The following is a 26,595-nucleotide window of genomic DNA, read 5'->3' on the forward strand; positions in this document are numbered from 1 at the left end:
GCTGATCGGGATCGCGGTGGTCAGGAACTCACGAAGTGGTGCGGTCGTGAACCGCCCACACAGCCCGCGCCGCGCCCGCCCAGGAGAACGACTCCGCCCGCGCCCGTCCGCGAGCGACCAGGTCAGCCGCGAGTTCCGGACTGGACAACACCTCCTGCAACGCCGCTGCCAGCGCCGCCGCGTCCCCGCGCGGGAACTCCACTCCCGCTCCCCCGGCGACCTCGACCAGCGCCGGAGCGTCCGAGTGCACCACCGGCACCCCGGCGGCCATCGCCTCCAGCACCGGCAACCCGAACCCCTCCGCGACGCTCGGCGCCGCCAGCACGGACGCGCGCCGCAGCACCGCGGCGAGCGAAACGTCGTTCAACCGCCCCAGAACCCGCACGTCCGCCCGGTTCCCGGCCATCGCGACCGGGTCCAGACCACCCCAGCCCGGCTGCCCCGCGAGCAGCAGCGGCACGCCGAGCCGCGCCACCGCCTCGACCAGGACGTCGATCCCCTTGCGCGGCTCGATGGTCCCGATCGCCAGCACGTACCGATCCGGCACGTCCACTTCGGGCAGGTCCTCGCGGGTGAACACGGCCGCCGCGCCGTGCCCGGCCACGGTCACCGGCACCGCGACCGGCACCCGCGCGCGCAGGTCGTCCGCCACCGCCCGCGTCGGCACGACAAGCCCCGAAGCACGCCGGGCGGCCCGCGCGATCACCGCGCGGTGCCAGCGCACCCCGCGCGGCGTCAGCGTTTCCGGGTGCGTCCACGGGACGGTGTCGTGCACGGTCACCGACAACGTCCGGCCGCGCGGCACCCGCGCCGGGGCCAGCGGGGTCGGCGCGTGCACCGCGTCCCCGCCCGGCCAGTACGGCAGCCCGGTCTGCCACGCCGCGACCAGCCCCCGCGGCGGCAACGACAGCATCCGCGCGCCCGGCAACCCTTCCGCGTGCCGCGCGGTGACGGCCGACACCGTCCACCCGGGCGGCGCGGTCTCGGCCAGCGCGCGCAGCAGCTCCGCGGTGTAGCGGCCCGTCCCGCCCGGCACGGGCGCGAGCAACTGCTCGGCGATGACCACGAGTTCCGGCACGGCCCGTATTCTCCCGGTGTGCCGATCCGCAGCACCGTCGTGGTGGTCACCTGGCGCGGCGCCGCGCACGTCACCGCCTGCCTGGACGCCCTCGCCGCCCAGACGCGCCCGCACCGGCTGCTCGTGATCGACAACGCCTCCGACGACGGCACCGCCCGCCTGCTGGCCACGCACCCGTCCGCGCCGGAGGTCGTCCGCCTGCCCCGCAACGTCGGCTACGCGGGCGCCACGGCACACGCCCTGTCCGAAGTGGACACCGAGTTCACCGTGTGGCTCAACGACGACGCCGCCCCCGCTCCCGACTGGCTCGCCGAGCTGGAGGACCACGTCGGCGACGCCGCGGCCGCCGGGTCGCGCCTGGAACACGCCGACGGACAGGTCCAGTCCCTCGGCGTGAACCTCACCCCGGACGGCCACGGCTACGACACCACGGAGACCCCGGCCTTCGGCTTCTGCGGCGGCGCCGCGCTGATCCGCACCCGCACGCTTCGCGAAGTGGGCGGGGTGCCGGCGAGCTTCTTCTGCTACTACGAGGACACCGACACCGCGTGGCGGCTGCGGCTGGCCGGGCACGACATCGTGACGGTCACCACGGCCCGTGTCACACACCGGCACGGCGCCAGCACGAACCCGGGATCCGAGAGCTTCCACCGGTGGAACGAACGCAACCGCCTGCTCACCCTCCTGCGGTGCGCCCCCGCCGGGATCGCCGCGCGCGAACTGGCCCGGTTCGCCGCGATCACCGCCCTGCTGCCGATCAAGCGGAACGTGCCCGAAGCGCCCAATTTCCGCCTGGGCCTGCGGTGCCGCGTGCTCGCCGAAGTGGTCCTCCGGCTGCCCGGCGCGCTGGCCGCGCGGAAGTCGATCACGCGCCGCTCGACCGTCGCCCGAGGCGCGGTCTGGGCGGCCTGGACCCCCCGATAGTCTCTCCGGACATACGGCGAGTACGGAGGTCGGGCGTTGGTCCAGGGGGACACACCACTGCCGCTGGTCTCGGTGATCTTGGTGAACTACCGGGGCGCGGAGCACACGATCGCCTGCCTGCGCGCCCTGCGCGAGGACCTCGACTACCCGGAGCTCGAGGTGCTGGTCGTCGACAACGCCTCGGGCGGTGACGACGTCGCGCGCATCAAGGCCGCGGCCGGCGACGCGCGCGTGATCGAGTCCGGCGCCAACACCGGCTTCGCGGGCGGCTGCAACCTCGGCGCCCGGCACGCCCGCGGCACCGTGCTCGCGTTCCTCAACAACGACGCCCGCCCGGACGCCGCGTGGGCGAAGGCGGCGGTCGACGTGCTGCGCGCCGAGCCGACGGTCGCCGCCGTGGCCAGCAAGGTCCTGGACTGGGACGGCACCGGCGTGGACTTCGTGGACGCCGGCCTGACCTGGTTCGGCATGGGCTACAAGCGGCACGCCGGCGGTCCGCTGGCCGACGTCGCGCCCGGCGAGCACGACGTCGCCAAGGACGTGTTGTTCGCCACCGGCTCGGCGATGTTCGTGCGCGCCGAGGTGTTCCATGCGCTCGGCGGGTTCGACGAGCGCTTCTTCATGTTCTACGAGGACGTCGACCTGGGCTGGCGGCTCAACCTGCGCGGCTGGCGCGTGCGATATGTGCCGGAGTCGGTGGCCTACCACCGCCACCACGGCACGATGTCCGAAGTGGACGCCCCGGACACCGGCCGGGAGACGTTCTTGTTGGAGCGCAACGCTCTCGCCGCCCTCTACAAGAACCTCTCCGACGAGACGCTGGCGAAGGTGCTGCCGGCCGCGCTGGCGCTGGCCGTGCGCCGCGCCACCGCCCGTGGCGAGCTGGACCCCACGCAGCTCGACCTCGCCAAGGCCGGCCAGGTCGAGACCGCGCCGGTGGCGATCCCGCGCACCACGCTCGCCGGGGTGCTGGCCATCGACCAGTTCGTCGAGCTGCTGCCGTCGCTGGCCGAGTCGCGCGCCGCCGAGCAGGCCGCACGCGTGCGCACCGACGCCGACCTGATCCCGCTCATGCGCAAGGCGATGGAGCCGGCCTATCCCCTGCCGCGTTACCTGGACGCGCACGACATCCTGGCCGACGTCTTCGGCATCGAGGCCGTGTTCGGGCAGCGCCGCAAGGTCCTGGTGATCACCGGCGACGCGATCACCGACCGCATGGCGGGCCCGGCGATCCGCGCCTGGAACATCGCCACCGTGCTGTCCGCCGAGCACGACGTGCGCCTGGTCACGGTCAACCCGCTGGCCGCGCCGCCGCCCGCGCCGTTCCCGGTGAGCGCGGCGAAGAAGCGGGACCTGACCGAGCCCGTCGAGTGGGCGGACATCGTGATCCTCCAGGGTCACGTGCTGGAAATGGCGCCCGCGCTGAAGGCGCAGGACTCCAGCAAGATCGTGGTCTGTGACCTGTACGACCCGATGCACCTGGAGCTGCTGGAGCAGGGCAAGAGCGCGCCGGACGACCGTCGTGCCGCCGATCTGGCCGGGGTGACGCGGGTGCTGGACGCGCAGCTGCTGCGCGGTGACTTCTTCCTGTGCGCGTCGGAGCGGCAGCGGCTGTTCTGGCTGGGGCACCTGGCCGCGCTGGGCCGCCTGTCGCCGCGGCTGTACGACGCGGATCCGACCACGCAGTCGCTGTTGTCGGTCGTCCCGTTCGGCCTGTCGCCGGAGCCGCCGGTGCGCACCGGTCCGGGTCTGCGGGCGACGCTGGACATCGACGGCGCCGACCGGGTCGTGCTGTGGGCGGGTGGCGTCTACAGCTGGTTCGACCCGCTGACGCTGGTGCACGCCATCGACCGGCTGCGGCAGCGGCGGCCGGACGTGAAGTTGGTGTTCCTCGGCATGAAACACCCGAACCCCGAGGTCGCCGAGATGGACATCGGCGCGCGCACGATCCACCTGGCCGACCGGCTCGGGCTGACCGACAAGCACGTCTACTTCAACGAGCAGTGGGTGCCCTTCGGTGAGCGGCAGAACTGGCTGCTCGACGCGAACTGTGGCGTGACGACGCACTACGAGCACGTGGAGACCACGTTCGCGTTCCGCACCCGCGTGCTGGACTACCTGTGGGCGGGGCTGCCGATCGTGACCACGGACGGCGACGCGTTCGCCGACCTGGTCCGCGACGAGAAGCTCGGTGTCGTGGTGCCCGCGGAGGACGTGGACGCGCTGGCCGACGCGCTGGAGCGGGTGCTGTACGACGAGGACTTCGCCGCCGAGTGCCGCGCGCGGATCGAGGTCGTGGCGCAGCGGTTCGCGTGGCCGACGGCGCTGGCGCCGCTGGTGGAGTTCTGCCGCGACCCGCGCCCGGCGGCGGACCGCCTGATCGGCTCGGCTCCGCTGACCGCGGAGGTGCCGCCGCGTGGTGCGGAGGCGGTGCGGCGGGATCTGGCTCTGGTGAAGGAGTACCTCGCCGACGGCGGCCCGAAGGAGCTGGCGCGGCGGGTCGCTGGCCGGGTGCGGAAGGTTGCCCGCCGTCGTGGCTGAGCGAGCGCTCCGGGTCCTGCTGGACGGCACCCCGTTGCTGGGTGACCGGACCGGCATCGGGCGCTACACGGCGTCACTGGCCGAAGAGCTCGCTTCGATGTCCGATGTGGACATGCGTGCGGTGGCGTTCACCTTGCGCGGCTGGCGGCGGTTGCGTTACGTGCTCCCGCACGGCGCGCGGGCGCGGGGCATGCCGGTCGCCGCGCGGATGCTGCGCAAGGCGTGGCTGCGGTCGACGTTCCCGCCGATCGAGCTGTTCGCCGGACGCGCGGACGTGGTGCACGGGACGAACTTCGTGCTGCCCGGAGCGGTGCGGGCCGCGGGCGTCCTGACCATTCATGATCTGGCGTTCCTGGACGCGCCCGGCGAGTTGCCGCCCAGCGACCGCGAACTGCCGGAGCTGGTGCGCCGCGGCGCCGCCCGCGCCGACGTGATCTGCACGCCGACGGCCGCGGTGGCGGACGCGGTGGCGACCCGGCTCGACGTGGACCGCGACAAGGTCGTGGTGACGCCGCTCGGGGTGGACGCGGCGTGGTTCACCGGCCGCCCGCCGGACGAGCCGATGCGCGAACGCCTCGGGTTGCCGGAGCGGTACCTGTTGTTCGTCGGCGCGGCCGGCCCGCGCAAGGGCATGGACTGGCTGTTGAAGGCCCACGCCGCGGCCGAAGACCTGCCGCCGCTGGTGTTTTCCGGCCCGGGTCCCGCGCCCGGCACACCCCGCAGCCGCCGCCTCGGCTACCTGTCCGAACGGGACCTGCACAACGTGATGGCCGGGGCGGCCGCGCTGGTGCTCCCGTCCCGGGACGAGGGGTTCGGCCTGCCCGTGCTGGAGGCGCTGGCCTCGGACGTGCCCGTGGTGTGCTCGGACATCCCCGCGCTGAGGGAGATCTCGGGCGGCTTCGCGCGGTTCGCACCGTACGGCGACGTGGACGCCCTGATCACCGCGCTGCGCGAGGCCGTGGCGGAGGCCCCGCTGGCGTCGAGGTCCGTGGAGCGACGCGCCCACGCGGCGAGCTTCACCTGGCGCCGCACGGCGGAGACCACGCTGGCGGCCTACCGCCAAGCCACCCAGCGCTAGCGCAGAGCGCCGAACACACCCCGAGCTGGGTGGTCATCCCGTCGCCTGACACGCAACGATCACCTTGAGCCAGGGCCGCAACCTCCGTGCTCACCGCAAGCCGAACATGCCAACCTTGCGGCCCTGGCTCAAGGTGATATGCACAAACCGGAAGGCGACGGGATGACCACCCCCTTGATCTTTGAAGGCGCCACCCACCAAAGCGTCACCCCTGCCGCGTAGGCCGAATGACCAACTCCCCGATCTCCACGTCCTCCGGCTGCTCGATCGCGAACGCGACCGCCCGCGCCACGGCCTCCGGGTCGATCCCCAGCTCGGCCATGGCCTGCCGCGCAGCCTCCCGCTGGTCCGGATCGGCGACGTTGTCGACGAGCTCCGTCCGCACGTACCCCGGTGAAATCGCGGTCGTCCGCACCACTCCGTCGGTCGACTCCTGCCGCAACGCCTCCAGCACCGTGCGCACCGCGTTCTTGGTGCCCGCGTACACCGCCTGTGTCGGCACGATCTTCAGCCCCGACGTCGACACCGTGGTGACGAAGTGCCCCCGCCCCTGAGCGCGGAAGACCGGCATCGCGGCGGCGATCCCGTACAGGACGCCCCGCACGTTGACGTCGATCATCGCGTCCCAGGCGTCCACCTCCAGGTCGGCCACCGGGGCCAGGCTGGCGATCCCGGCGTTGCTCACCAGCACGTCGAGCCGCCCGAACCGGTCCACGGCCAGCCCCACCAGCTCCGCGAGGTCGCCCCGCCTGGTGACGTCGACCTCCAGCATCTCCGCCCGACCGCCGGCGTCCCGGATCCGCTCCACCAGCGATGCGAGCCGCTCGCCCCGCCGCGCTCCCAGCACGACCGACGCCCCGCGGTCCGCCAATTCGATGGCCGTCGCCGCTCCGATACCGCTGCTGGCACCGGTGATGGCGACGACCTTGCCGTCCACTCCGCTCATCGCACAACTCCCACTAAGCTGACAACTGTCCGTTTAACTGTACCGGACAGTTGTCCGCTTGAGGAGGTAGTCCCGTGGGAAGCCGTGAGCGCAGGTCGGACGCGGTCGCCAACCGCGACCGCATCGTCCAGGCCGCGCGGGCCGAACTGAGCGGTTCCGAGAGCGGCGAGCTGAAACTGCACGCGGTCGCCAAGGCCGCCGGCGTCGGCCAGGGCACCCTCTACCGGCACTTCCCGACCCGCGAGCACCTGCTGGCCGAGGTGTACCGGCACGAGCTGACCCAGCTCGTGGACGCCGTGGCGCCGCTGCTGGCCGAGCACGCCCCGCTCGAAGCGCTGACGCTCTGGATGCAGCGGCTGATCGAGTACGCGCGGGTCAAGCGCGGCGTGATGGCGGCGATCGAGGCGTCGGCGTGGCAGGACCTCTACGCGGACCAGCACCACCGGCTCGACGACGCGCTCGGCACGGTGCTAGACCGCGGCAAGGCCGCAGGCGAGGTGCGTGCGGAGGTCGACGCCGCGGACGTCATCCTCCTGCTGGGCGCCCTGTCGCGGGTGCCGGAGGCGGAGTGGGACGCGCGGGCGCACAAGATCGTCGCGGTGATCGTCGACGGTCTGCGTCCGCGCTGACGGCCGGCTACTTCCCGGCGAGGTAGTCGTGCAGCGCCTCGCGCCACGGGCGCAGCGGTGTGAGCCCCGCCTGCCGCCACGCCTCGTTGGACAGCACGGAGTACGGCGGCCGCGGCGCGGGCCGGGGGAATTCCGCCGTCGTGCAGGGCTTCACCCGCTCCGGATCGGCGCCGAGTTCCTCGAAGACCGCCCGCGCGAAGCCGTACCAGGTGGTCTCCCCGGAGTTCGTGCAGTGCAGCACCCGCCGCTGGGGCGCACGCCCGCTCACCACCGCCCGGCCCAGGTCCAGCAAGCCCGCGGCCAGATCGGCGGACGAGGTCGGCGACCCACGCTGGTCGTCCACAACGGACACGGTGTCGCGCTCACCTTCCAGGCGGCGCATGGTTTCCACGAAGTTCGCCCCGCCCGCGCCGTACACCCACGCCGTGCGCACCACCCAGGCCCGCGCCCCCGAACCGAGCACGGCGTCCTCACCGGCCGCCTTGGTCCGGCCGTACGCGCTGCGCGGGCCCAGCGGGTCCTCCGGCTCGTAGGGCCGGGACGAGTCGCCGGGGAAGACGTAGTCGGTGGACACGTGGATCAGCGGCACGCGCCGGGACGAACAGGCCGCGGCGAGCACCCGGGCGCCGTCCGCGTTGATCCGGAACGCCCGCTGCTCGTCGGTCTCCGCGGCGTCGACCGCCGTGTAGGCCGCCGCGTTGATCACCAGCGGGCTGCGCCCGGCTTCCGCCGCCTCGGCGGCGAGCGCGTTCACCGCGGCGATCACCGAACCGGCGCTCGTCACGTCCAGTTCGGCCGAGGACGGCGCGACCACGCGCACGTCGGACGAGGCGAGCGCGGACAGGGCGCAGCCGAGCTGCCCCGTTCCACCGGGCACCAGCACACTGAGCATCGTCACTTCCCCACCAGCGCGGCGCGCCGCTTCAACGGCTCCCACCACGCCCGATTGTCGGCGTACCAGCGCACCGTATCCGCCAGACCCGCGTCGAAGGAAACCTTCGGCGCGTATCCGAGCTCGGTGCTGATCTTGGTGATGTCCACGGAGTACCGCCGGTCGTGGCCCTTGCGGTCGGCGACCTGCTCGACTCGCTCCCAGCCGACCCCGACCGCGGCCAGCAGTCGCTCGGTCAGCTCACGGTTGGTCAACTCGGTGCCACCGCCGATGTTGTAGATCTCCCCCGGACGGCCGCCCTCGGCCACCAGCTGGATGCCCGCGCAGTGATCGTCCACGTGCAACCAGTCACGGACGTTCAGCCCGTCGCCGTACAGCGGGACCGTGTGGCCGTCCAACAAGTTGGTAACGAAAAGCGGGATGACCTTCTCCGGGAACTGGTACGGCCCGTAGTTGTTCGAACACCGGGTCACGCACACGGGCAGCCCGTGCGTCCGGAAGTAGGACCGCGCGATGAGATCGGAGGACGCCTTCGACGCCGAGTACGGCGAATTCGGCTCCAGCACGTGGTCTTCCGACCACGATCCGCTCTCGATCGAGCCGTACACCTCGTCCGTCGAGACGTGCACGAACTTGTCCACCCCGGCGTCCAGCGCGGCCTGCAACAGGGTCTGCGTGCCCAGCACGTTGGTCAGCACGAAGTCGGCGGAGCCGAGGATGGAGCGGTCCACATGCGACTCGGCGGCGAAGTGGACGACCAGGCCGACGCCTTGCATGACCTCGGCGACGACCTGCGCATCGGTGATGTCGCCGCGCACGAACCGCAGCCGCGGCGAATCCGCGACCGGCGCGAGGTTCGCTTCGTTGCCCGCGTAGGTGAGCTTGTCGAGCACCACCACCTCGGCGTCGGCCAGCGCCGGGTACGCGCCGGAGAGCACCTGCCGGACGTAGTGCGAGCCGATGAAACCCGCGCCCCCGGTCACCAGGACCCGCATCGCCTTCTCCTCCTCAAGATCGTCACGGACCAGCCCACGACCGCTTCACTCACCCGAACAGTAATCTGGACGCATTCACTCGGGTCGGGGGCTGGGAGGGAGCGAGTGTGACCGACGGGCTTACCACCCGCCTGGACGCCGCGGACGAGGTCACGTGGCCCGCGCGGCCCATCCCGTCTCCCAGACGGCGGCGCAACCGTATCGCGATCGTCGCGCGCCGGGGCGGCAAACTCGTGGTCGCGCTCGTGTCGGTCGCGGTGCTCACCGTCACCTGGTACGGCTGGCAGTTCATCGGCGACCCGAACTCGGGCCTGTCCACCACCCAGGTCTTCGACGACGAGGAGCTGCACGCGGTCCCGCTCGACGGCGCGGTGGACATCCTGCTGGTCGGCATGGACAGCCGCACCGACGCGCAGGGCAACCCGCTGCCGCGCGAGGTGCTGGACATGCTGCACGCCGGCGAGTCCGACGGCGAGAAGCAGACCGACACCATGATCCTCGTGCACATCCCGCAGGACGGGCGCCGCGCGGTGGCGATCTCGTTCCCGCGCGACTCGTGGGTCGAGCTGGCGGGCGGGTTCGGCAAGCACAAGCTCAACGGCGCGTTCGTCTACGCCTACAACGACCGGTTCCGGGAGCTCCAGCAGCAGGGCGCCGACCTGAAGTCGGCCGACGAGCAGGCCAAGGTCGCCGGCCGCAAGAACCTGATCGCCACGCTGGAGACGTTCATCGGCAAGCCGGGCATGATCGACCGCTACGCCGAGGTGAACCTCGCGAGCTTCTACGAGGTGACGAAGGCCCTCGGCGGCGTCGAGGTGTGCCTGAAGGCGCCGGTGCGGGAGCGCAAGTCCGGCGTCGACCTGCCCGCCGGGCGGCAGACCGTGGAAGGCGTGCAGGCGCTGGCGTTCGTGCGGCAGCGCTACGACCTGCCGGGCGGCGACCTGGACCGCATCGGGCGGCAGCAGGCGTTCCTGTCCGGGCTGGCCCGCAAGATGCTCTCCCGCGACGTGCTGGCCAACCCCGGCAAGCTCTCCGACGTGATCACGGCCGTGAAGAAGTCCGTCGTGCTGTCGGACAACTGGGACCTGCCGGAGTTCGCGGCCCAGATGCGCGGGCTCAACGGCGGCAACATCGAGTTCCGCACCATCCCGGTGGTCGGCAACGCGGTCATCGGCGGCGCGGACGTCGTGCGCGTCGACCCGCAGGCCGTGCACGCGTTCGTCGACCAGCTCACGTCCGACGGCAGCGAGCGGACGTCCTCCTCGGTCGCGCCCACGTCGTCGGCGTCCAGCAAGCCGCCCACCTCGAGCCGCCGGGCGAGCTCGTCCGCGGCGCCGCCGCCCAGCTCACCGGCCCTGACCTCGTCCTCCCCCGCGCCGCCGCCCATCACGGCGGGCGACGTGCCCTGTGTGAACTGACGTCCCGGTGCCTTAACCTGGTCCCCAGGGGCTGATGAGGGGGGAGACCACGGGGATGGACGACGACGAGCCGAAACCGACGCCGTTCCCGCGGTCGACGGCCCCGGCCGACGAGCCGCGGGCCGAGCAGGCGCCGCGCCGCCGTCGCCACCCGTTCCGGGCCACCGGGAAGACGCTGATCGCGCTCGTGTCGGTGTTCGCGCTGGCGGCGACCGGGTACGCGTGGGCGACCTACCACGAGGTGCAGGGCAACGTGCACACCACCGACGCCCTCGACCTGCCGGACGACAAGCCGGCGCCGCCCGCGGACGACGGCGCGGACGACATCCTGCTGGTCGGCGCGGACGCCCGGACGGACATGCAGGGCAACGCGCTGCCGCTGCAGGTGCTCAAGACGCTGCGTACCGAGCAGACCAGCGGCGTGAACACCGACACGGTCATCATCGTGCGGCTCCCGAAGAACGGCGCGAAGCCGTACGCGGTGTCGATCCCGCGGGACACCTGGATCGACGTGCCGCGCGGCGGCCAGGGCAAGATCAACTCGGTGTACGGCGTCGCGAAGCAGGCGAAGGCCGACGAGCTGCGGCGCTCGGGCAGGCGCGACGCGGCCGGGGTCGAGCGCGACTCCGACCAGGCCGGGCGGCAGGCGCTGGTGCAGGCCGTGCAGGACTTCACCCAGGTGCGGGTCGACCACTACGCGGAGGTCAACCTGCTCGGGTTCTACCTGATCACCGAGGCCCTCGGCGGCGTCGAGGTGTGCCTGAACCACGCGACCGAGGACAAGGACTCCGGCGCCGACTTCCGGGCCGGGGTGCAGACCGTGTCCGGCGGCGAGGCGTTGTCGTTCGTGCGGCAGCGGAAGAACCTGCCGCGCGGGGACCTGGACCGGATCGTGCGGCAGCAGGCGTTCCTGTCCTCGGCGCTGCACAAGGTGCTCTCGGCCGGGGTGCTGGCGAACCCCGGCACGCTCGGCGAGCTGACCGACGCGCTGCACCGGTCGCTGGTGCTCGACCCGGACTTCGACCTGCTGCAGTTCGCGGACAAGGCCAAGGGCCTGGCCTCCGGGGACGTCACGTTCACGACCATCCCGGTGGTCAGGATCGACGGCCGCAGCCCGGACGGCGAGCAGAGCATCGTGGAGGTCGACCCGGTCGCGGTGCGGCAGTTCTTCGCGGGTCTGGCCGGGCGGAGCGCCGGATCGGGCGGCGGGGCGTCATCGGGCGCGGCCGCGGTGCAGGCGGTGCCGGCCGGCGTGACGTGTGTGAACTGATCACCGGATCGGTGCAACCGAACGGACCGCAGACCGCATGAGTGAGGGCAGAGACGCCGCCACCGGGGTGGCGTCGCCTGCCGAGGAGACTCATGCGCATCCGAACCGTGGTGGCCGGCGCCATCGCCGCAGGCGCGGCAGTGCTGGGTGGTTCACTGGCGGTGGCCGCGGCCACCGCCGAGACGCCGCAGCCTGTTCCGGCCAGTCCGTCGCCTGCCGCCGGGACCACGCAGCTCACGACCAAGCCGGGCACGCCGGAACCGGCGCCGCCGGCGCCGACCACGCCAGGGGACCTGCCGACGGCCGCTCCGGGGACCGAGCGGCCCACCGCCGCGCCCGTCCCGCCCACGACGAGGCCGGCCCCGGTGACCGAGCAGCCCACCACCCAGCCGGCGCCGGTGGCCGAGCAGCCCACCGCCCAGCCGGCGCCGGTGGCCGAGCAGCCCACGACCCCGGGCGGCCCGCCGCGGCACACGACCAAGCCGGCCCCCACGGTGGTCCCGACGGCCGCGCCGTAGGTGAGCCGCTCGTCCGCACCGTGGGACGGCGAGTTCAGCGCGTACTTCGCACGCAGCGTCCGTGCCCTGCGCACCACCGCCTACCTGCTGTGCCGCGACTGGCACCGGGCGGAGGACCTGGCGCAGGCCGCGCTGCTCAAGCTGTACCTCGCCTGGCCGCGGCTGTCCCACCACGACGCGCTGGACGCCTACGCCCGGCGCGTCGTGGTGCGCACCTTCCTCGCGGAGAACCGGCGCGTCCGGTTCCGGCGTGAGCACCTGACGGACGCCCCGCCGGAACTGCTGTCGCCCGAGCCCGACGTGGAGCAGAGCGTCGTCCTGGCCGACGCGCTGTCGGCGGTCCCGCCGAGGCAGCGCGCGGTACTGGTCCTGCGCTACTTCAACGACCTCTCGGTCGACGAGACCGCCCGGACGCTGCGCTGCTCCGCGGGCACGGTGAAGAGCCAGGCCGCCCGTGGGCTGGCCACCCTCCGGCAGCACCTGCCGGCGTTTCCCATGGAGGGGAGGTGAACATGCGCGACGACGACATCCGGGCCCTGTTCCGCGGGGTCGGTGACGGACCGCCGGTGATCTTCGACGCCGGCGACGTGATCAGCCGGGGGTCGCGGATCCGCGCCCGCAGACGCGCGGCGGCGATCGTGGCGAGCGCCGTGGGCAGCGCCGCGATCGTGGTGGGCGTGGTGGTCGCGGCCTACGGCACCGGACCCGGCGAACCGGTCCGGCCCGCGGACCCGGCGGTGCCGGCCGTCACGCCGAGCACCGTGCCGCCCCCGGCCGTCACGCACCCGACCACGCCGTCACCGGACGCTTCACCTCGCGCGACCACCCGGCCGTGATCGGGGGCGGTCCGGGAGGCAGAATCGGCGGCGTGAGCCTGACCGACGCGTTGTTCCGCCCCCTGCTCGCGCAGCCGGGGAAGCCGCTGATCACCCACTACGACGACGCGGCGGGCACCCGGGTCGAACTGTCGGTGGCGACCACCGCGAACTGGGCGGCGAAGACGGCGAACTGGCTGGTCGAGGAGTTCGACGTGGAGCCGGGCGACCCGGTGGCCGTGGTGCTGCCCGCGCACTGGCAGACGGCGGGCGTGCTGCTGGGCGCGTGGTGGTGCGGCGCGGAGGTGGTCGCGTCGCCGGCCGGGGCGCGGGTGGCGTTCGTGGCGCCGGGCGGTTCGGGCGCGGGGGCCGAGGCGACGGCGGTGGTGGCGCTGGACCCGATGGGCCGCGGGCTGACCGCGCCGGTGCCGGGCGCGCTGGACTACCTCAACGAGGCGCGCGCGTACGGCGACGACTTCAGCCCGATGATCCCGGTCGCCGGTGACACCCCGGCGCTCGCCGGGTCCACTGTGGACGAGGTGCTGGCGGAGGCGCGTTCCCGGGCAGGCGCACTGGGTTCCGGCGCGCGCGTGCTGTCCACTGTGGAGTGGAGCGTGCCGGAGGGTGTGCTGGGCGGCCTGCTGACCCCGTTGTCAGCGGGCGCCCACCTGGTGCAGATCTCCAATCCGGACGCGTCGAAGCTGGACGACCGCAGGGCCGCCGAGCGGACGACGGTCGACCTGCTCGCCTAGGCGGTCTGCAGTTCGGCCTTGCGGGCCCGGCGCCGCCCGACGAGCAGGTGGTCGAGCGAGAGGCGCCCGCCGTTGAACCCGAGCGCGAGGGCGGCCGCGCCGAGGACGAGCACGAGTTCGTAGCCGCCCTGGCCGGTCAGGCCCGCGTCGAGGTGCACCCAGAAGATCGCGCCGACCATGTCCACGGCGAACAGCACGCCCAGCACGGGCAGCGCGGCGCCGAGGATGAACGCGACCGCGCCGACGGTCTCGATGACGATGAGGAAGAGCGCGGACAGGGTGGGCAGCGGCACGCCGATGCCGCTCATCATGTTCGTGACCCCGTCCAGGCCGGTGTCCCACTTCTGCAGGCCGTGCGCGAGGAAGACCACACCCACCGCCACCCGGCCGATCAACAAGGTCACGTCCTTGACCCGGTCGTACATCGCAGCTCCCCATTCTGGTTGAAGTTTCAACTAGCAGGGTCGACGGTACCGGAGGCAGGTGAGCAACTTGTGAAAAACCCACATTCTGGACATGAACGCGTGAGCAGGCGCACATGGCGGACAAGCCGGCCGAGGCGCTCCCAGCACCACGAAAAGGCCACAAAAAAACGCGGCGCCCGAGCCAACGCCCGGACGCCGCGCCAAAAACCCCGGGAATCAGCCCTTCAACAGGGCCCGCGCCATCACCATGCGCTGGATCTGGTTCGTGCCCTCGTAGATCTGCGTGATCTTCGCGTCGCGCATCATGCGTTCCACCGGGAAGTCGCGGGTGTAGCCGGCGCCGCCGAACAGCTGCACGGCGTCGGTGGTCACCGACATCGCCACGTCCGAGGCGTAGGACTTCGCCGCCGAGGCCATGAATCCGGCACGCGCGTCGCCGCGTTCGGTGGCTGCCGCGGAGGCGTACACGAGATGCCGGGCGGCCTCGATCTTCGTGCCCATGTCCGCCAGCATGAACTGCACGCCCTGGAACTCACCGATCGCCTTACCGAACTGCTTGCGCTCCTTCACGTACGCGACCGCCGCGTCCAAAGCGCCCTGCGCGATGCCCAGCGCCTGCGCCCCGATCGTCGGGCGGGTGTGGTCCAGCGTGCGCAGCGCCGTCTTCAGCCCGGTGCCCGGCTCGCCGATGATCCGGTCCGCCGGGATCGTGCAGTTCTCGAAGTAGATCTCCCGCGTCGGCGAACCCTTGATGCCGAGCTTGCGCTCCTTGGGGCCGACCGAGAAGCCCGGGTCGTCCTTGTGCACCACGAACGCCGAAATCCCGTTCGACTTCTTCGGCGCGTCCGGGTCGGTCACCGCCATCACCGTGTACCACGTCGACTCGCCGGCGTTGGTGATCCACGCCTTCGTCCCGTTCAGCACCCAGTGGTCACCGTCCAGCCGGGCCCGCGTGCGCATCGACGCGGTGTCCGAACCGGCCTCCCGCTCCGACAACCCGTACGACGCCGTCGCACCGGCCGCGATCTCCGGCAGCACCAGCTTCTTCAGCTCGTCCGACGCCGACAGGATGATCGGCTGCGTCCCCAGCTTGTTCACCGCCGGGATCAGCGACGCCGACGCGTCGACCCGCGCGACCTCCTCGATCACGATGCACGCCGCGATCGCGTCCGCGCCCTGCCCCTCGTACTCGTCGGGGATGTGCACCGCGTTGAAGCCCGAGGCGTTCAGCGCCCGCAGAGCCTCGACCGGGTACCGCTCCTGTTCGTCCACCTCGGCGGCGTAAGGTGCGATCTCCTTCTCCGCCAGCGCACGCACGGCAGCACGCAGCTCCTCGTGCTCCTCGGCCAGCTGGTAGAGGCCCGGGGTCTCCGACACCTTCGTCACCTTTCCTCGCACGGGTAAGAAGTCCGCCGTCCATGTTAGTAGTCGTTCACCAGCCGGAATTGTGTTCTGGGCCGCACCTTCGCTCTATGGTGGGGTGATGCCGATCACTGCTGCTGGGTCATGGCCGCCCCACTTCCCGAGATCGCTGGAGTACCCCGACGTCCCCGCCGGGTCGATCCTGGCCGGCGCCGCGAAGCGCTACGGCGACCGAACCGCGTTCACCCACCACGACCGCTCCCTCACCTACGCCCAGACCTACGGCGCCGCGTGCCGGTTCGCCAACGCGCTCCGGGCCCGGGGCATCGGGCCGGGCGCGACCGTCGCCATCCACCTGCCCAACTGCCTCCCCTACCCGATCGCCTACTACGGGATCCTGCTCGCCGGCGCGACCTTCACCCCGGCGAACCCACTGCTGCCGCCCGCGGACCTCGCCCACCAGCTCGCCGACTCCGGTGCCGTCGCCGTGGTCACGCTCGGCAAGGTCGCCCCGGTGCTCACCGCGGTGCGCGCACAGACCGCCGTCGAGCTGGTCGTGGTCGTCGCGCCGGACGACCTCGCCGACGACCAGGTGGAGTTCCAGGCGTTCCTCGCCGACCAGCCGGACACCCGCCCCGAGCTGGACATCGACACCCGGACCCACCTCGCGCACCTCTCCTACACCGGCGGCACCACCGGCCGGTCGAAGGGCGTGCGGCTGCCGCACCGCAACGTCGTGGTCAACACGCTGCAGTACGCCTGCTGGGGCACCGGCTCGCTGCCCGCGCTGGACGACGACGGCGACCTCACCCTCGACCAGATCGGCAGCCCGGACGAGTGGCCGACCCGGCTGGGCACCGGCTCGGGCATCAACCTCACGCCGTGGTTCCACGCGATGGGCACAATCGGCGGGCTCAACGTCCCGGTGATGAGCGGCGGGTCCACCACGCTGCACGACCGCTTCGACCCGGTCGCCTACCTCGCCGACGCCGAACGCCTGCGGGTCACCTCGATCGGCGGCGCGCCCGCCCTGTTCGCGGCCCTGCTGGCCAGCCCGGACCTCGCCACGCGCGACCTGTCGAGCGTGCGGGGCATCAGCTCCGGCGCCGCGCCGCTGCCGCACGAGATGCTGAAGGCGCTGGCCGCGCGGTTCCCGGACGCGGTGATCAGCGAGGGCTACGGCCTCACCGAGGTCACCATGGGCGCCACGATCAACCCGGCGTTCCGGTCCGGCCTGCGCAAGCAGGGGTCGGTGGGTGTGCCGGTGTTCGACACCGAGGTCAAGATCGTGCCGCTGGCGGGCGGCGAGGACCCGGTGCCCGAGGGCGAGCAGGGCGAGGTGTGTATCCGCGGGCCGCAGGTGATGGCGGGCTACCACAACCGGCCCGACGAGACCGCCGCCGTGCTGGTGGACGGCTGGCTGCACACCGGCGACATCGGCGTCCTGGACAAGGACGGCTACCTGTCCATTGTGGACCGGAAGAAGGACATGCTGCTGTACAAGGGGTACAACGTGTACCCGCGCGAGCTGGAGGAGCTGCTCATCGCGCACCCCGGCGTCGCTGCGGCGGCCGTCGTCGGGCGCAAGCAGGACGACGTCGGCGAGCTGCCGGTGGCCTTCGTCGTGCGGGCGGCGGAGAACGTGACCGAGGCGGAGATCCTGTCCGCGGTCAACGACAACGTCCTGCCCTACAAGCGGATCCGGGAGCTGCGGTTCGTCGACGAGATTCCCGTGTCGGCGGCGGGCAAGATCCTCAAGCGCGAGCTGCGGCAGCAGCTCTAGATGTTCTGTCCCGTGAGGTTGGGTATGCGGGTGGCGGGTGGGCCGCCGATGTTGGTGTGGTGTCGGTGATGGTTGTAGTAGTGGAGGAAGCCGGGCAAGGCGGCGCGCCGTGCGGTTTCTGAGTGGTAGGGCTGGGCGTAGGCCCATTCGTCGAGCAGGGTGCGGTTGAACCGCTCGACTTTGCCGTTGGTTTGGGGGCGGTAGGGGCGGGTGCGTTTGTGTTGGATGCCGGCGGCGGTGAGGGTGTTGCGCCAGTTGCGTGAGCGGTAGCAGGAGCCGTTGTCGGTCAGCACTCGCTGCACGGTGATGCCGTGGGAGGCGAAGAACGCCTGGGCCCGGGTCCAGAACGCGACCGCACTGGTCTGGGTCTCGTCGGGCAGGATCTCGGCGTAAGCCAGCCGGGAGTGATCGTCCACGGCGTTGTGCAGGTAGCTGTAGCCGATCTGGGGTTTGCCGTGGGGGTAGCGGGCGGTGGTGGTGGCCTTGCGGTGCTGGTTGCCGGTGGCGCGGTCGCAGATCTTGTGGCCGCCGCCGTCGGGGATGTTGCCCAGCTTCTTGATGTCGACGTGCACCAGCTCACCCGGTGTGGCGCGTTCGTAGCGGCGCACCACCCGCCCGGTGGCCCGGTCCAGGTGCCGCAGACGGGCCAGGCCGTAGCGGGTCAGCACGCGATGCACCGTAGAGGCGGCCAACCCCAGCAGGGCGGCGATGCGGGCCGGCCCCCACCGGCGCGCCACCCGGACCTTGATGATCCGCCGCTCGGTCCGGGTCGGGGTGCGGTGCGGGCTGCGATGCGGACGTGAGGAGCGGTCGACCATGCCGGCCTCACCCTCGTCACGGTAACGGTCGGTCCACCGTTTCGCGGTGGCCACCGACACCTGGAACCGCTCCGCCGCCCGCCGCAGCGGCCACCCCTCCTCCACGACACACCGGGCCAGACGCAGTCTGCCGGTCGGGGTCAACGGCGCGTTACGGTGAGACACGAGGACCTCCTGCGGTGCGGTGCAGATTGTGGTGATCCACACCGAACCCGGAGGTCCTCCCTCATATCAAGATCATCCAACTACGCGTCCCCGCGTTCACAACCTCCCCGAGCAGTACATCTAGAGCATCGGCAGGACCCGGGCGCGGTAGAACTCGATCGCCACGCCCGGGTCCTCCTGCGGGAAGTGCAGGAACGGCGTCACGCCCGCGTCGAGCAGCTTCCGCACCGCGGCGACGTGCACCGCCGGATCGGTGCCCACCGCCCAGCGGCCTGCCACCTCCGCCAGCGGCGTCGCCTGGGCGGCCTCCTGGATCGCCTCCGGATTGGGCAGGTCGGCCGGGTTGACCGTGAACCGCCACCGCTGCGCGGCCAGGTCGATCTCACGCTGGTCGCCGACCACCGCGAACAGCTCCGCCCACTTCGGCATCGTGTCCGGGTTCTTCCCCGCCGCCCGCGCGCCGGCCGCGAACGCGTCCCGCAGCGCCGGGTCGAGGGAGGCCCCGGCCTGGGTGATCCAGCCGTCGCCGTACTGGCCGGCCAGCCGCGCGCTCTTCGGGCCCTGCGCGGCCACGTACACCGGCGGCGGTTTCGACGGCAGGTCGTACAGCTTGAGCTGATCGGTTGAGAAGAACCGGCCGCGGAAGGTGACCCGCTCCCCCGTCCACAACCGCCGGATCAGCGTGATCGCCTCGACCAGCCGGTCGTGCCGCTCGGCGTAGCGGCCGTACTGGCCGGTGCCCGCCTGCTCGTTGACCGCCTCGCCGGTGCCGAGCCCGAGGAACGTCCGTCCCGGCGCCAGCAGTTCGAGGGAGGCAAACGCTTGCGCGACCTCGGTGGGGTGGTGCCGGTAGCTCGGGCAGGTCACGCCGGAGCCGAACGTGACCCGCCGCGTGCGCTCGCCGACCAGGGCGAGCGTGAGCCACGGGAACATCGAGTGCCCCTGGTTGTCCTGCCACGGCTGCAGGTGGTCGCTGGCCCAGACGAACGCGAAGCCCGCCGCCTCCGCCTGCCGCGCGACGTCCAGCAGCCGGGCCGTCGGAAACTGCTCGTGCGACAGCACCAGCCCGACGGGTGCTCGCGCCGCGGGCGGCTCGACCCGGACGAACCCGGCGGATGCGGCGAACATGCCCAGCGTGCGGCGCGAGAACTCCATGATCGCCGGGTACCCGCCGGAAACCGGACCGACCGGGAGTTCACCGACACTGGTGATTTCACCGATGCCCCGCCAACACGATGGCGGGACACTCGGTGAATGGTCCACAACAGACTTCGCAAACTGACCCTGCTCGCCTGCGCCGTCGTCGGGCTGGCCGGCACCGCGACGGTCGGCACCGCGTCAGGCGCCACCAGCGCGGCCGCGTGCTCCGACCTGGAGATCGTCTTCGCCCGCGGCAGCGGCGAGGCGCCCGGCCTCGGCATCACCGGCACGCCGCTGGTGTCCGACGTGAAGTCGGCGCTGTCCTCGGCGTCGGTGTCGTCCTACGCGGTCGACTACGCCGCGAGCTACGACCAGACCAGCGCCGGCCCCGGCGCCACCGACATGAGCAACCACATCAAGTCCACCGCGGCCGCGTGCCCGGACACCAAGTTCGCGATCGGCGGCTACTCGCAGGGCGCGAGCGTCACCGACATCGCGATCGGCATCCGGACCTACCTCGGCACCGGGCAGACCATCCCCACCGAGCTGGCGCCGCGGGTGGTCGCGGTGATCGCGTTCGGCAACCCGCTCGGCCTGTACGGGCAGACGATCAAGACGGCCAGCCCGACCTACGGCCCGAAGTCACTGGAGTTCTGCAACCGCGGCGACAACGTCTGCGGCGGCACGGGCACCGGACCGGGCTACGGCCACCTGAGCTACGCCCGGGACGGCAGCGTCGACCAGGCGGCGGCCTTCATCGCGAAGCAGTACAACGCGAGCTAGGACCAACTACTCCACGGCAGCACCGCTTTCACCACCCACGCAGCCGGCACCGCCGCGGGTTCTCAGGAGCCCCCTCGCGAGGACAGCGCCGACGTGGTGAACCGGCGTTCATGAGGAGGCGATCCCACAGCGAGGGGGCTTCTGAGGTTCCGCCACCCGCACCGTCCCGCAAATTTCATTTCTGCGAGGGGAGCTTCTCCTGGAGCTTGGCGTCCTTGTCGAGGACCAGCTGTTCGAGGTCGGCCTGGAAGGCGGCCATCTTCTCCCGCAGCGCCGGGTCCTGCGCGGCCAGGATCCGCACGGCCAGCAGCCCGGCGTTGCGGGCGCCGCCGATCGAGACCGTCGCCACCGGCACGCCGGCCGGCATCTGCACGATCGACAGCAGCGAATCCATGCCGTCCAGGTACTTCAGCGGGACCGGCACGCCGATCACCGGCAGCACCGTCGCCGAGGCGACCATGCCGGGCAGGTGCGCGGCTCCCCCGGCGCCGGCGATGATCACCTTGATGCCGCGGTCCGCCGCGCTGCGCGCGTAGTCGAGCATCCGCTGCGGGGTCCGGTGCGCGGAGTACACGCCGACCTCGTAGGACACGCCGAACTCGTCCAGCGCCGTCCCGGCCGCTTCGAGCACGGGCCAGTCGGAGTCGCTGCCCATGATCACGCCGACGTCGGTCACGCGTCTTCCTCTCAGTGGATGTCGTAGCCGTCGGGCCATTCGGCGTGCGACAGCCAGTGCGCGGCCAGCTTGGCGCGAGTCCGCAGGTTGTCCAGGTCGCCGCCGACGAAGTTGACGTGCCCGAGCTTGCGGCCGGGCCGCTCGCCCTTGCCGTAGAGGTGCACGCGCGCGTCCGGGAAGCGCGCGAACAGGTGGTGCAGCCGCTCGTCGGGCGCCATCCGCGGCGTTTCCGGCGCGCCGAGGACGTTGGCCATCACCGTCGGCGCGATCAGGTCGGTCACGCCCAACGGGTAGTCCAGGACCGCGCGCACGTGCTGCTCGAACTGCGAGGTGGCCGAGCCGTCCATCGTCCAGTGACCGGAGTTGTGCGGCCGCATCGCCAGCTCGTTGATCAACAGGCCGCCGTCGGTCTCGAACAGCTCGACCGCCAGGATGCCGACCACGTTCAGCTCGTTCGCCAGCCGCAGCGCCAGCTCCTGCGCCTCGTGCACCTGCCGCGAGGTCAGGCCCGGCGCGGGCGCCAGCACCTCGGTGTTGATGCCGTTCTCCTGCACCGTCTCCACGACCGGCCAGGCCGCGCCCTGCCCGAACGGCGAGCGGGCGACCAGCGCGGACAGCTCCCGCTTCATGGCGACGCGCTGCTCGACCAGCAGCTCGGTGCCCGCGGCGAGCAGCTCGGGCACCAGCGTGCGCGCCTCGGCGTCGGACTCGACCATCCACACGCCACGGCCGTCGTAGCCGCCGGTGGCCGCCTTCAACACGACCGGCCAGCCGTGCTCGGCGCCGAACTTGAGGAGGTCCTCCACTTCGGACACCTCGGCGTACGGCGGGCACGGGAAGCCGGTGGCCGACAGGTGGTCGCGCATCACCAGCTTGTTCTGCGCGAACGCCAGCGCGTCCGGCCCCGGCCGCACCGTGAAGCCCTCGTTGACCAGCGCGAACAGGTGCTCCCACGGGACGTGCTCGTGGTCGAAGGTGACCACGTCGACGGTCTTCGCGAACTCGCGCAGCGCGTCGAGGTCGGTGTGGTGACCGATCTGGACCTGCCCGGCGACCAGGCCGGCGGCGTCGTTCTCGTCGATCGCGAGGACCCGGAGCGACTGTCCCAGCGAAATCGCGGCCTGATGTGTCATCCGGGCGAGCTGGCCGCCGCCCACCATCCCGACGACCGGGAGACCTGTGCGCTTGTCCATAGCGGTTCTAGATTACGGCGAGACGCAGCTCACGAGCCGCCAGCCCGAGGATTCCCAGCGCGGCGGCCAGCACGTACGCGTTGCCGGGCACGAACAGCTCCGGCCCCCACCCGAACTCGGTGTCGCCGCCGTTGGGCACCAGCATCACCACGCAGCTGGCGAAGAACGCGGCCACCAGGCCCGCCCACACCCAGCGCGCCTTCGACGCGAGCAGCACGATCAGCGGCACCGCCCACACCCAGTGGTGCGACCACGACACCGGCGAGACCAGCAGCCCGAAGAAGGCGGTCACCAGCAACGCGGCCAGCGTCTCGCCACGCCGGTGCAGCCGCCGGACCAGCCACACCGCGGGCACCGCGAGCACCGCCCCGACGCCCAGCGCGACCGCCGTCGACCAGGACGCCTCGTGCGAGAGCCGGTTCACCAGCCCGCCGAGCGACTGGTTGAAGATCCAGGACACCCCGCCCACGCGGTGCGGGTCGAACGCGGCCTCGGCCCAGTACCGCGCGGCGTCGCCGGGCATCAGCACGAACATCACGGCCTGGAGTCCGGCGAACGTGGCCAGCGCACGCAGGCCGTCGCGCCACCGGCCGGTGACGAACAGGTGCGCCACGAAGATCAGCGGCGTCAGCTTCACCGCGGCCGCGACGCCGATCAGCACGCCGGACCAGCGCGACCCGGCCAGCACCAGCACGTCGACCACGACCAGCGCGAGCAACACCAGGTTGATCTGGCCGAGGAAGATCGTCTTCCAGACCGGCTCCAGCGCCAGCGCCCCCACCGTCAGCCCGGCGACCGCCCAGCCGCGGAACCGCCCGCTCGCGCGGACCACCACGGCGAGCGACAGCACCGACGTCGCGGCCAGCACCCCCCAGGTCAGTCCGCTGGGCAGCGCGGTGAGCGGGACGAACAGCAACGCCGCCGCGGGCGGGTAGGTGAACGGCAGCGACACCCACGACGGCAGCGTGGTCAGCCGCTCCGGGGTGTAGACCGCGTCGCCCTGCAGGAAGGTCAGCGCGCCGGCGCGGTAGACCGCGCTGTCCGCACCCAGGTGCCAGCCCGCGAGCCAGACGGCCACCCCGGCCGCGAACGCGCCCAGGACGAGGACGCCGACGAGTGCGGGCTCAGCCCGGGACCGCAACGTCGTCACGCGCCCGCTCCCGCCGGCGCTGCAGCGCCCAGCGCGTCACCAGCACCACCGTCAGGACCAGCGGCGTGAGGATGTAGGCGTTGCCGAGCACGGTCTGCCAGAACTTCCAGTGCAGCTCGATGTTGCGCCCGTTGGGCAGCGCCAGCAGCACGCAGCTGATGAACACCGCGACCACCGCCCCGGTGGCGACCCAGCGCTTCCACGCGTTCGCGAGCGTGGCCTGCGGCAGCCGGGACACCAGCAGCACGATCAGCGGCACGGCCCAGACCCAGTGGTGCGACCACGAAATCGGCGAGGCCAGCAGCCCGAAGAACGCGGTGACCAGCAGGGCCGCCAGCGCCTGCCCGCGGCGGTGGAAGCGCAGCATCAGCCACACGGCCGGGATCGCCAGCAGCGCCGCGACCCCGAGTGCCGCCTTCGAGGCCCACGGCGCGAGGTCGGTGAGCCGGTTCATCAGCCCGTTCAGCGACTGGTTGCCCGCCCAGTGCACCGGGCCGATGCGGCCGGTGTCGGAGATCGTCTTGGTCCAGTAGCGGATCGTGTCGCCCGGGATCAGCGCCAGCATCAGCAGTTGCAGGCCGAGGAACACGCCGAACGCGCGGAACGCCTCGCGGCGGCGGCCGGTCAGGAACAGGTGCGCGACGAACACCAGCGGCGTCAGTTTCACCGCCGAGGCGATGCCGACCAGCACCCCGCCCCAGCGGGAATTGCGGGTGGTGATCACGAGGACGTCGAGCACGACGACGGCCATCAGGATCAGGTTGATCTGGCCGAGGAAGATCGTCCGCCACACCGGCTCGAGACCGAGCATGACCAGCGAGAACAGCAGCGTCGCGCGGGCCGGCGAGGACCACCAGCGGCGGACGGCGGGCGGGGTCGGCAGCGAGCCGATCGCCACCCGCACCACGAGCGCCATCGCCAGCACCGAGATCGCGGTCAGCACACCCCAGGCGATCTGGACCGGCAGGATCGCCAGCGGCACGAACAGCAGCGCGGCCGTCGGCGGGTAGGTGAACGGCAGCAGCGCCCACCACGGCTCCGGCGGCAGGGTGTTCGCGTCGTAGAGCGGTTCGCCGTGCAGGAGCGTGATCGCCCCCGCCCGGTACACCGCGCTGTCCACGCCGAGCCGCCAGTCGAGCAGCCAGCCGACGACACCGAAGACGAGCGCGAGCAGCGGGACGAGCGACAGCAGCAGGATCGAACGCGGCCGCACCGACAACCGGGCGAGCGAGGTCCGCAGAGCCAGGCGCGGGTGCGCCGGCTCGCTGAGCGGTTCGCCGCCTGCGGCGGGCACTGACTGGGTCACCCTTTCAGGAAATCACGAATCGGCCAATCGTTGGCGACAGGGTCAGGTTCGCGCGAGTCGCTGCAGCAGGTCGCACGCGGAATCGTGCGTCGCGGGCAGCCGGACCAGCTTGATCTTCGGCGGGCTGACCGATTCCAGCTGGTCGTCGACCGACAGGCGCTCGTGCAGCTCGCGCCGCAGCATCACGGCCTTCGCGGCGATCCGTCCGTCGCGCGGGACCGCGGCGGCGACCGTCGACGGCCCCAGCTTCGCGATGCTCTCGCCGCCGTCGAACACCACCCGCAGCGCCTCGGCGATCAGGATCATCGCGGTGAGCCGCGACCAGCCGGTCACGCCGGACAGGTCGACCGAGACGACCAGCAGCGTGTGGTCCTCGGACACCTGGTGGGCCGGCCGCCCGTACAGCTCGCGCAGCCGGGTCCGCAGGTAGGACGCGGTGGGCAGGCCGGTGAGCGGGTCGATGACCTCGGTGGTGGCGAGCTTGTCCATCGCGACCTCGGCCCATGCGAGCGCCGCCACCCGCAGTAGCCGGGACGGCAGCGCGTCCACGTCCGGGCTCACCAGACCACCTGAATCCCCCGGCGGGGTGATCACGGCGTGCAACGCCGCCAGATCCGCGAGCGTCTCGGCCAGCCCCGCACCCGCCGCGGCCCGCGCCCTGGCCAGGCCCGCGATCGGGATTTCCGCCGTGCCCCTGCGCAGCAACGCCGCGCACACCGTGTCGACCTCCGGCAACGCCCAGTCGCTGGGGAAACGCCAACCCGCGGCCAGGCTCGCGGACCGCCAGCGCGCCCGCAGCTCAGCCAGGGATCGGCCGTCGCCGCCGGGCTCCGGTTCGAGCCGCAAACCCATGGCCGGCACGTCCACTGGCAACCGTCCTCTCGTCCCGCGACCGCTGTTCCGGTGAAGTGACGATCCACGCGGCGGGTCGTGACGGAATTACACCGTGCGGGTCAATAGGGCGAGGTGTTGCGTGACGAGGCCGGGCCGGTCAGTCACACTGATCGCGCAACACTGGGGATAAGGAGAGCGGTGTCCACCCTTCCGGCCGATTTCGAGGGCAAGAGCGACGCGGAGTTGATCACCGACGTCCGCACCGGCACCCTGGCCGCCTACGGCACGCTCTACGAACGGCACGTGGGCGCGGCCTACAACCTGGCGCGTCAGCTCGCGCGGTCCAACGCCGAGGCCGACGACCTGGTGTCCGACGCGTTCGCGAAGGTCCTCGACACGCTGCGCGGCGGCAAGGGCCCGGACAGCGCCTTCCGCGCCTACCTGCTCACAGCGCTGCGGCACACCGCCTACGACAAGACCCGCAAGGACAAGCGCGTCGACCTCAACGAGGACATGACGACGGTCGGCGCGGAGGCGCTGACCGTCCAGTTCTCCGACACCGCCGTCGCCGGCCTGGAGCGGACGATGGCGGCCAAGGCGTTCGCGTCCCTGCCCGAGCGCTGGCAGGCGGTGCTGTGGCACACCGAGATCGAGCAGCAGAGCCCGGCGGAGGTCGCGCCGCTGCTGGGCCTGACGCCGAACGGGGTGTCCGCGCTCGCCTACCGCGCCCGCGAGGGCCTGCGGCAGGCCTACCTGCAGGTCCACCTCGCCGAGACGTCCGCCGAGAAGTGCCGCGCCTGCGCCGAGCGGCTGGGCGCGTGGACCCGCGACGGCCTGTCGAAACGGGAACGCGCCCAGGTCGAGGCGCACCTGGACGAGTGCGACGACTGCCGCGCGCTGGCCGCCGAACTGGCCGAGGTCAACGGCGCGCTGCGGGCGATCATCGCGCCGATCGTGCTCGGCGGGGCGGCGCTGGGCTACCTCGCGACCGCGGGCAAGGCGACGGCCGCGACCGTGGCGACCGCGGGCGCCGCGGCCGGGTCTGCCGGTGGGGCGGCTTCGCTCGCCGCCGCCGGGCCGCGGCAGTTCGTCGGCGTCGGCGTC

Annotated in this window: 26 protein-coding genes; 13 read left to right on the forward strand and 13 right to left on the reverse strand. The window is 72.2% G+C overall.

What is annotated here, in order from left to right; translation table 11 throughout:
• Positions 1 to 28: 28 nt before the first annotated feature.
• Positions 29 to 1,078, reverse strand: a complete 1,050-nt coding sequence (locus AMY39116_RS0328310) for a glycosyltransferase family 1 protein (RefSeq protein WP_020420976.1) — start codon at positions 1,076 to 1,078, stop codon at positions 29 to 31.
• A gap of 18 nt (positions 1,079 to 1,096) precedes the next feature.
• Between AMY39116_RS0328310 and AMY39116_RS0328315 the strand changes: the two genes are divergently transcribed.
• Genes AMY39116_RS0328315 through AMY39116_RS0328325 form a run of 3 tightly spaced genes read left to right on the forward strand, consistent with a single transcriptional unit; the run spans position 1,097 to position 5,621 of the window.
• Positions 1,097 to 2,002: a glycosyltransferase family 2 protein gene (locus tag AMY39116_RS0328315; protein WP_020420977.1), complete on the forward strand. Its 906-nt coding sequence runs from the start codon at positions 1,097 to 1,099 to the stop codon at positions 2,000 to 2,002.
• A 36-nt stretch (positions 2,003 to 2,038) separates the two neighbouring features.
• A complete protein-coding gene (locus AMY39116_RS0328320) occupies positions 2,039 to 4,543 on the forward strand; it encodes a glycosyltransferase (RefSeq protein WP_020420978.1) in 2,505 nt (834 codons plus the stop codon).
• A complete protein-coding gene (locus AMY39116_RS0328325; RefSeq protein ID WP_027936291.1) occupies positions 4,536 to 5,621 on the forward strand; it encodes a glycosyltransferase family 1 protein in 1,086 nt (361 codons plus the stop codon). Before AMY39116_RS0328320 ends, AMY39116_RS0328325 begins: the two co-directional genes overlap by 8 nt.
• A 205-nt stretch (positions 5,622 to 5,826) precedes the next feature.
• Here the strand turns inward: AMY39116_RS0328325 and AMY39116_RS0328330 are convergent, their stop codons facing one another.
• Positions 5,827 to 6,567, reverse strand: a complete 741-nt coding sequence (locus tag AMY39116_RS0328330; RefSeq protein ID WP_027936292.1) for an SDR family oxidoreductase — start codon at positions 6,565 to 6,567, stop codon at positions 5,827 to 5,829.
• Between the two features lie 74 nt (positions 6,568 to 6,641).
• Here AMY39116_RS0328330 and AMY39116_RS0328335 point away from each other — a divergent pair, with 74 nt between their 5' ends.
• Positions 6,642 to 7,196: a TetR/AcrR family transcriptional regulator gene (locus AMY39116_RS0328335; protein ID WP_020420981.1), complete on the forward strand. Its 555-nt coding sequence runs from the start codon at positions 6,642 to 6,644 to the stop codon at positions 7,194 to 7,196.
• Between the two features lie 7 nt (positions 7,197 to 7,203).
• Here AMY39116_RS0328335 and rfbD read toward each other — a convergent pair whose 3' ends face one another.
• Entirely contained in the window at positions 7,204 to 8,094 is an 891-nt protein-coding gene (rfbD, locus tag AMY39116_RS0328340) for a dTDP-4-dehydrorhamnose reductase (RefSeq protein ID WP_020420982.1), read from the reverse strand.
• Entirely contained in the window at positions 8,091 to 9,083 is a 993-nt protein-coding gene (gene rfbB, locus AMY39116_RS0328345) for a dTDP-glucose 4,6-dehydratase (RefSeq protein WP_020420983.1), read from the reverse strand. The genes rfbD and rfbB overlap by 4 nt, the downstream gene beginning before the upstream one ends.
• A 107-nt stretch (positions 9,084 to 9,190) precedes the next feature.
• Between rfbB and AMY39116_RS0328350 the strand changes: the two genes are divergently transcribed.
• The 6 genes from AMY39116_RS0328350 (at position 9,191) to AMY39116_RS0328375 (ending at position 13,856) form a co-directional block, all read left to right on the forward strand.
• Positions 9,191 to 10,501 (forward strand): LCP family protein, encoded by a 1,311-nt coding sequence (locus AMY39116_RS0328350; RefSeq protein ID WP_020420984.1) that lies wholly within the window; start codon positions 9,191 to 9,193, stop codon positions 10,499 to 10,501.
• A gap of 55 nt (positions 10,502 to 10,556) precedes the next feature.
• Positions 10,557 to 11,771, forward strand: coding sequence for an LCP family protein (locus AMY39116_RS0328355; RefSeq protein ID WP_020420985.1), 1,215 nt, complete (start codon positions 10,557 to 10,559; stop codon positions 11,769 to 11,771).
• Positions 11,772 to 11,863: 92 nt separating this feature from the next.
• Complete coding sequence (locus tag AMY39116_RS0328360; protein WP_020420986.1) at positions 11,864 to 12,289, forward strand: hypothetical protein; 426 nt, start codon at positions 11,864 to 11,866, stop codon at positions 12,287 to 12,289.
• Entirely contained in the window at positions 12,290 to 12,799 is a 510-nt protein-coding gene (locus AMY39116_RS0328365) for a SigE family RNA polymerase sigma factor (RefSeq protein ID WP_020420987.1), read from the forward strand. It begins immediately after the preceding gene.
• A gap of 2 nt (positions 12,800 to 12,801) precedes the next feature.
• The gene (locus AMY39116_RS0328370) at positions 12,802 to 13,125 is read left to right on the forward strand and encodes a hypothetical protein (RefSeq protein WP_039791798.1); all 324 of its coding nucleotides are present in this window, start codon (positions 12,802 to 12,804) and stop codon (positions 13,123 to 13,125) included.
• A 32-nt stretch (positions 13,126 to 13,157) separates the two neighbouring features.
• Positions 13,158 to 13,856 (forward strand): TIGR03089 family protein, encoded by a 699-nt coding sequence (locus AMY39116_RS0328375; RefSeq protein ID WP_020420989.1) that lies wholly within the window; start codon positions 13,158 to 13,160, stop codon positions 13,854 to 13,856.
• On the opposite strand, the gene AMY39116_RS0328380 is transcribed toward AMY39116_RS0328375, so the two are convergent.
• Both AMY39116_RS0328380 and AMY39116_RS0328385 read right to left on the reverse strand, forming a co-directional pair.
• The gene (locus tag AMY39116_RS0328380; protein WP_020420990.1) at positions 13,853 to 14,281 is read right to left on the reverse strand and encodes a DoxX family protein; all 429 of its coding nucleotides are present in this window, start codon (positions 14,279 to 14,281) and stop codon (positions 13,853 to 13,855) included. The two genes, AMY39116_RS0328375 and AMY39116_RS0328380, sit on opposite strands and share 4 nt — an antisense overlap.
• Before the next feature lie 216 nt (positions 14,282 to 14,497).
• Positions 14,498 to 15,667 carry an acyl-CoA dehydrogenase family protein gene (locus AMY39116_RS0328385; RefSeq protein ID WP_020420991.1) on the reverse strand — a complete coding sequence of 390 codons (1,170 nt, stop codon included), beginning with the start codon at positions 15,665 to 15,667 and terminating at the stop codon, positions 14,498 to 14,500.
• A 97-nt stretch (positions 15,668 to 15,764) separates the two neighbouring features.
• Here AMY39116_RS0328385 and AMY39116_RS0328390 point away from each other — a divergent pair, with 97 nt between their 5' ends.
• Positions 15,765 to 17,426, forward strand: a complete 1,662-nt coding sequence (locus AMY39116_RS0328390) for a class I adenylate-forming enzyme family protein (protein WP_020420992.1) — start codon at positions 15,765 to 15,767, stop codon at positions 17,424 to 17,426.
• Here the strand turns inward: AMY39116_RS0328390 and AMY39116_RS0328395 are convergent.
• Positions 17,423 to 18,409 carry an IS481 family transposase gene (locus AMY39116_RS0328395; RefSeq protein ID WP_039791801.1) on the reverse strand — a complete coding sequence of 329 codons (987 nt, stop codon included), beginning with the start codon at positions 18,407 to 18,409 and terminating at the stop codon, positions 17,423 to 17,425. The genes AMY39116_RS0328390 and AMY39116_RS0328395 overlap by 4 nt on opposite strands.
• 120 nt (positions 18,410 to 18,529) lie before the next feature.
• On the reverse strand, positions 18,530 to 19,564 hold the full coding sequence (locus AMY39116_RS0328400; protein WP_020420994.1) for a F420-dependent hydroxymycolic acid dehydrogenase: 1,035 nt from the start codon (positions 19,562 to 19,564) through the stop codon (positions 18,530 to 18,532).
• A 99-nt stretch (positions 19,565 to 19,663) separates the two neighbouring features.
• Between AMY39116_RS0328400 and AMY39116_RS0328405 the strand changes: the two genes are divergently transcribed.
• Complete coding sequence (locus AMY39116_RS0328405; protein WP_020420995.1) at positions 19,664 to 20,332, forward strand: cutinase family protein; 669 nt, start codon at positions 19,664 to 19,666, stop codon at positions 20,330 to 20,332.
• A 175-nt stretch (positions 20,333 to 20,507) separates the two neighbouring features.
• Here the strand turns inward: AMY39116_RS0328405 and purE are convergent, their stop codons facing one another.
• Genes purE through AMY39116_RS0328430 form a run of 5 tightly spaced genes read right to left on the reverse strand, consistent with a single transcriptional unit; the run spans position 20,508 to position 25,524 of the window.
• Positions 20,508 to 20,987, reverse strand: a complete 480-nt coding sequence (gene purE, locus AMY39116_RS0328410) for a 5-(carboxyamino)imidazole ribonucleotide mutase (protein WP_039791803.1) — start codon at positions 20,985 to 20,987, stop codon at positions 20,508 to 20,510.
• A 32-nt stretch (positions 20,988 to 21,019) separates the two neighbouring features.
• The gene (locus AMY39116_RS0328415; RefSeq protein WP_020420997.1) at positions 21,020 to 22,201 is read right to left on the reverse strand and encodes a 5-(carboxyamino)imidazole ribonucleotide synthase; all 1,182 of its coding nucleotides are present in this window, start codon (positions 22,199 to 22,201) and stop codon (positions 21,020 to 21,022) included.
• 7 nt (positions 22,202 to 22,208) lie between these two features.
• Positions 22,209 to 23,351, reverse strand: a complete 1,143-nt coding sequence (locus AMY39116_RS0328420) for a glycosyltransferase 87 family protein (protein ID WP_020420998.1) — start codon at positions 23,349 to 23,351, stop codon at positions 22,209 to 22,211.
• Positions 23,326 to 24,657 (reverse strand): glycosyltransferase 87 family protein, encoded by a 1,332-nt coding sequence (locus AMY39116_RS0328425; RefSeq protein WP_020420999.1) that lies wholly within the window; start codon positions 24,655 to 24,657, stop codon positions 23,326 to 23,328. The genes AMY39116_RS0328420 and AMY39116_RS0328425 overlap by 26 nt, the downstream gene beginning before the upstream one ends.
• A 42-nt stretch (positions 24,658 to 24,699) precedes the next feature.
• Entirely contained in the window at positions 24,700 to 25,524 is an 825-nt protein-coding gene (locus tag AMY39116_RS0328430) for a hypothetical protein (RefSeq protein WP_020421000.1), read from the reverse strand.
• A 165-nt stretch (positions 25,525 to 25,689) separates the two neighbouring features.
• Between AMY39116_RS0328430 and AMY39116_RS0328435 the strand changes: the two genes are divergently transcribed.
• Positions 25,690 to 26,595, forward strand: a 906-nt coding sequence (locus AMY39116_RS0328435) for a sigma-70 family RNA polymerase sigma factor (RefSeq protein WP_020421001.1), incomplete at its 3' end; no start/stop codon positions are given.

The sequence above is a fragment of the Amycolatopsis sp. ATCC 39116 genome (genome assembly GCF_000231075.2).
In the GTDB taxonomy this organism is placed as follows: Bacteria; Actinomycetota; Actinomycetes; order Mycobacteriales; family Pseudonocardiaceae; genus Amycolatopsis_E; species Amycolatopsis_E tucumanensis.

Coding starts and splice junctions, on each gene's coding strand:
- AMY39116_RS0328405 (WP_020420995.1), top strand. CDS start 19,664: ATGGTCCACAACAGACTTCGCAAACTGACCCTGCTCGCCTGCGCCGTC.
- AMY39116_RS0328380 (WP_020420990.1), bottom strand. CDS start 14,281: ATGTACGACCGGGTCAAGGACGTGACCTTGTTGATCGGCCGGGTGGCG.
- purE (WP_039791803.1), bottom strand. CDS start 20,987: ATGGGCAGCGACTCCGACTGGCCCGTGCTCGAAGCGGCCGGGACGGCG.
- AMY39116_RS0328390 (WP_020420992.1), top strand. CDS start 15,765: ATGCCGATCACTGCTGCTGGGTCATGGCCGCCCCACTTCCCGAGATCG.
- AMY39116_RS0328415 (WP_020420997.1), bottom strand. CDS start 22,201: ATGGACAAGCGCACAGGTCTCCCGGTCGTCGGGATGGTGGGCGGCGGC.
- rfbB (WP_020420983.1), bottom strand. CDS start 9,083: ATGCGGGTCCTGGTGACCGGGGGCGCGGGTTTCATCGGCTCGCACTAC.
- AMY39116_RS0328370 (WP_039791798.1), top strand. CDS start 12,802: ATGCGCGACGACGACATCCGGGCCCTGTTCCGCGGGGTCGGTGACGGA.
- AMY39116_RS0328400 (WP_020420994.1), bottom strand. CDS start 19,564: ATGGAGTTCTCGCGCCGCACGCTGGGCATGTTCGCCGCATCCGCCGGG.
- AMY39116_RS0328360 (WP_020420986.1), top strand. CDS start 11,864: ATGCGCATCCGAACCGTGGTGGCCGGCGCCATCGCCGCAGGCGCGGCA.
- AMY39116_RS0328330 (WP_027936292.1), bottom strand. CDS start 6,567: ATGAGCGGAGTGGACGGCAAGGTCGTCGCCATCACCGGTGCCAGCAGC.
- AMY39116_RS0328355 (WP_020420985.1), top strand. CDS start 10,557: ATGGACGACGACGAGCCGAAACCGACGCCGTTCCCGCGGTCGACGGCC.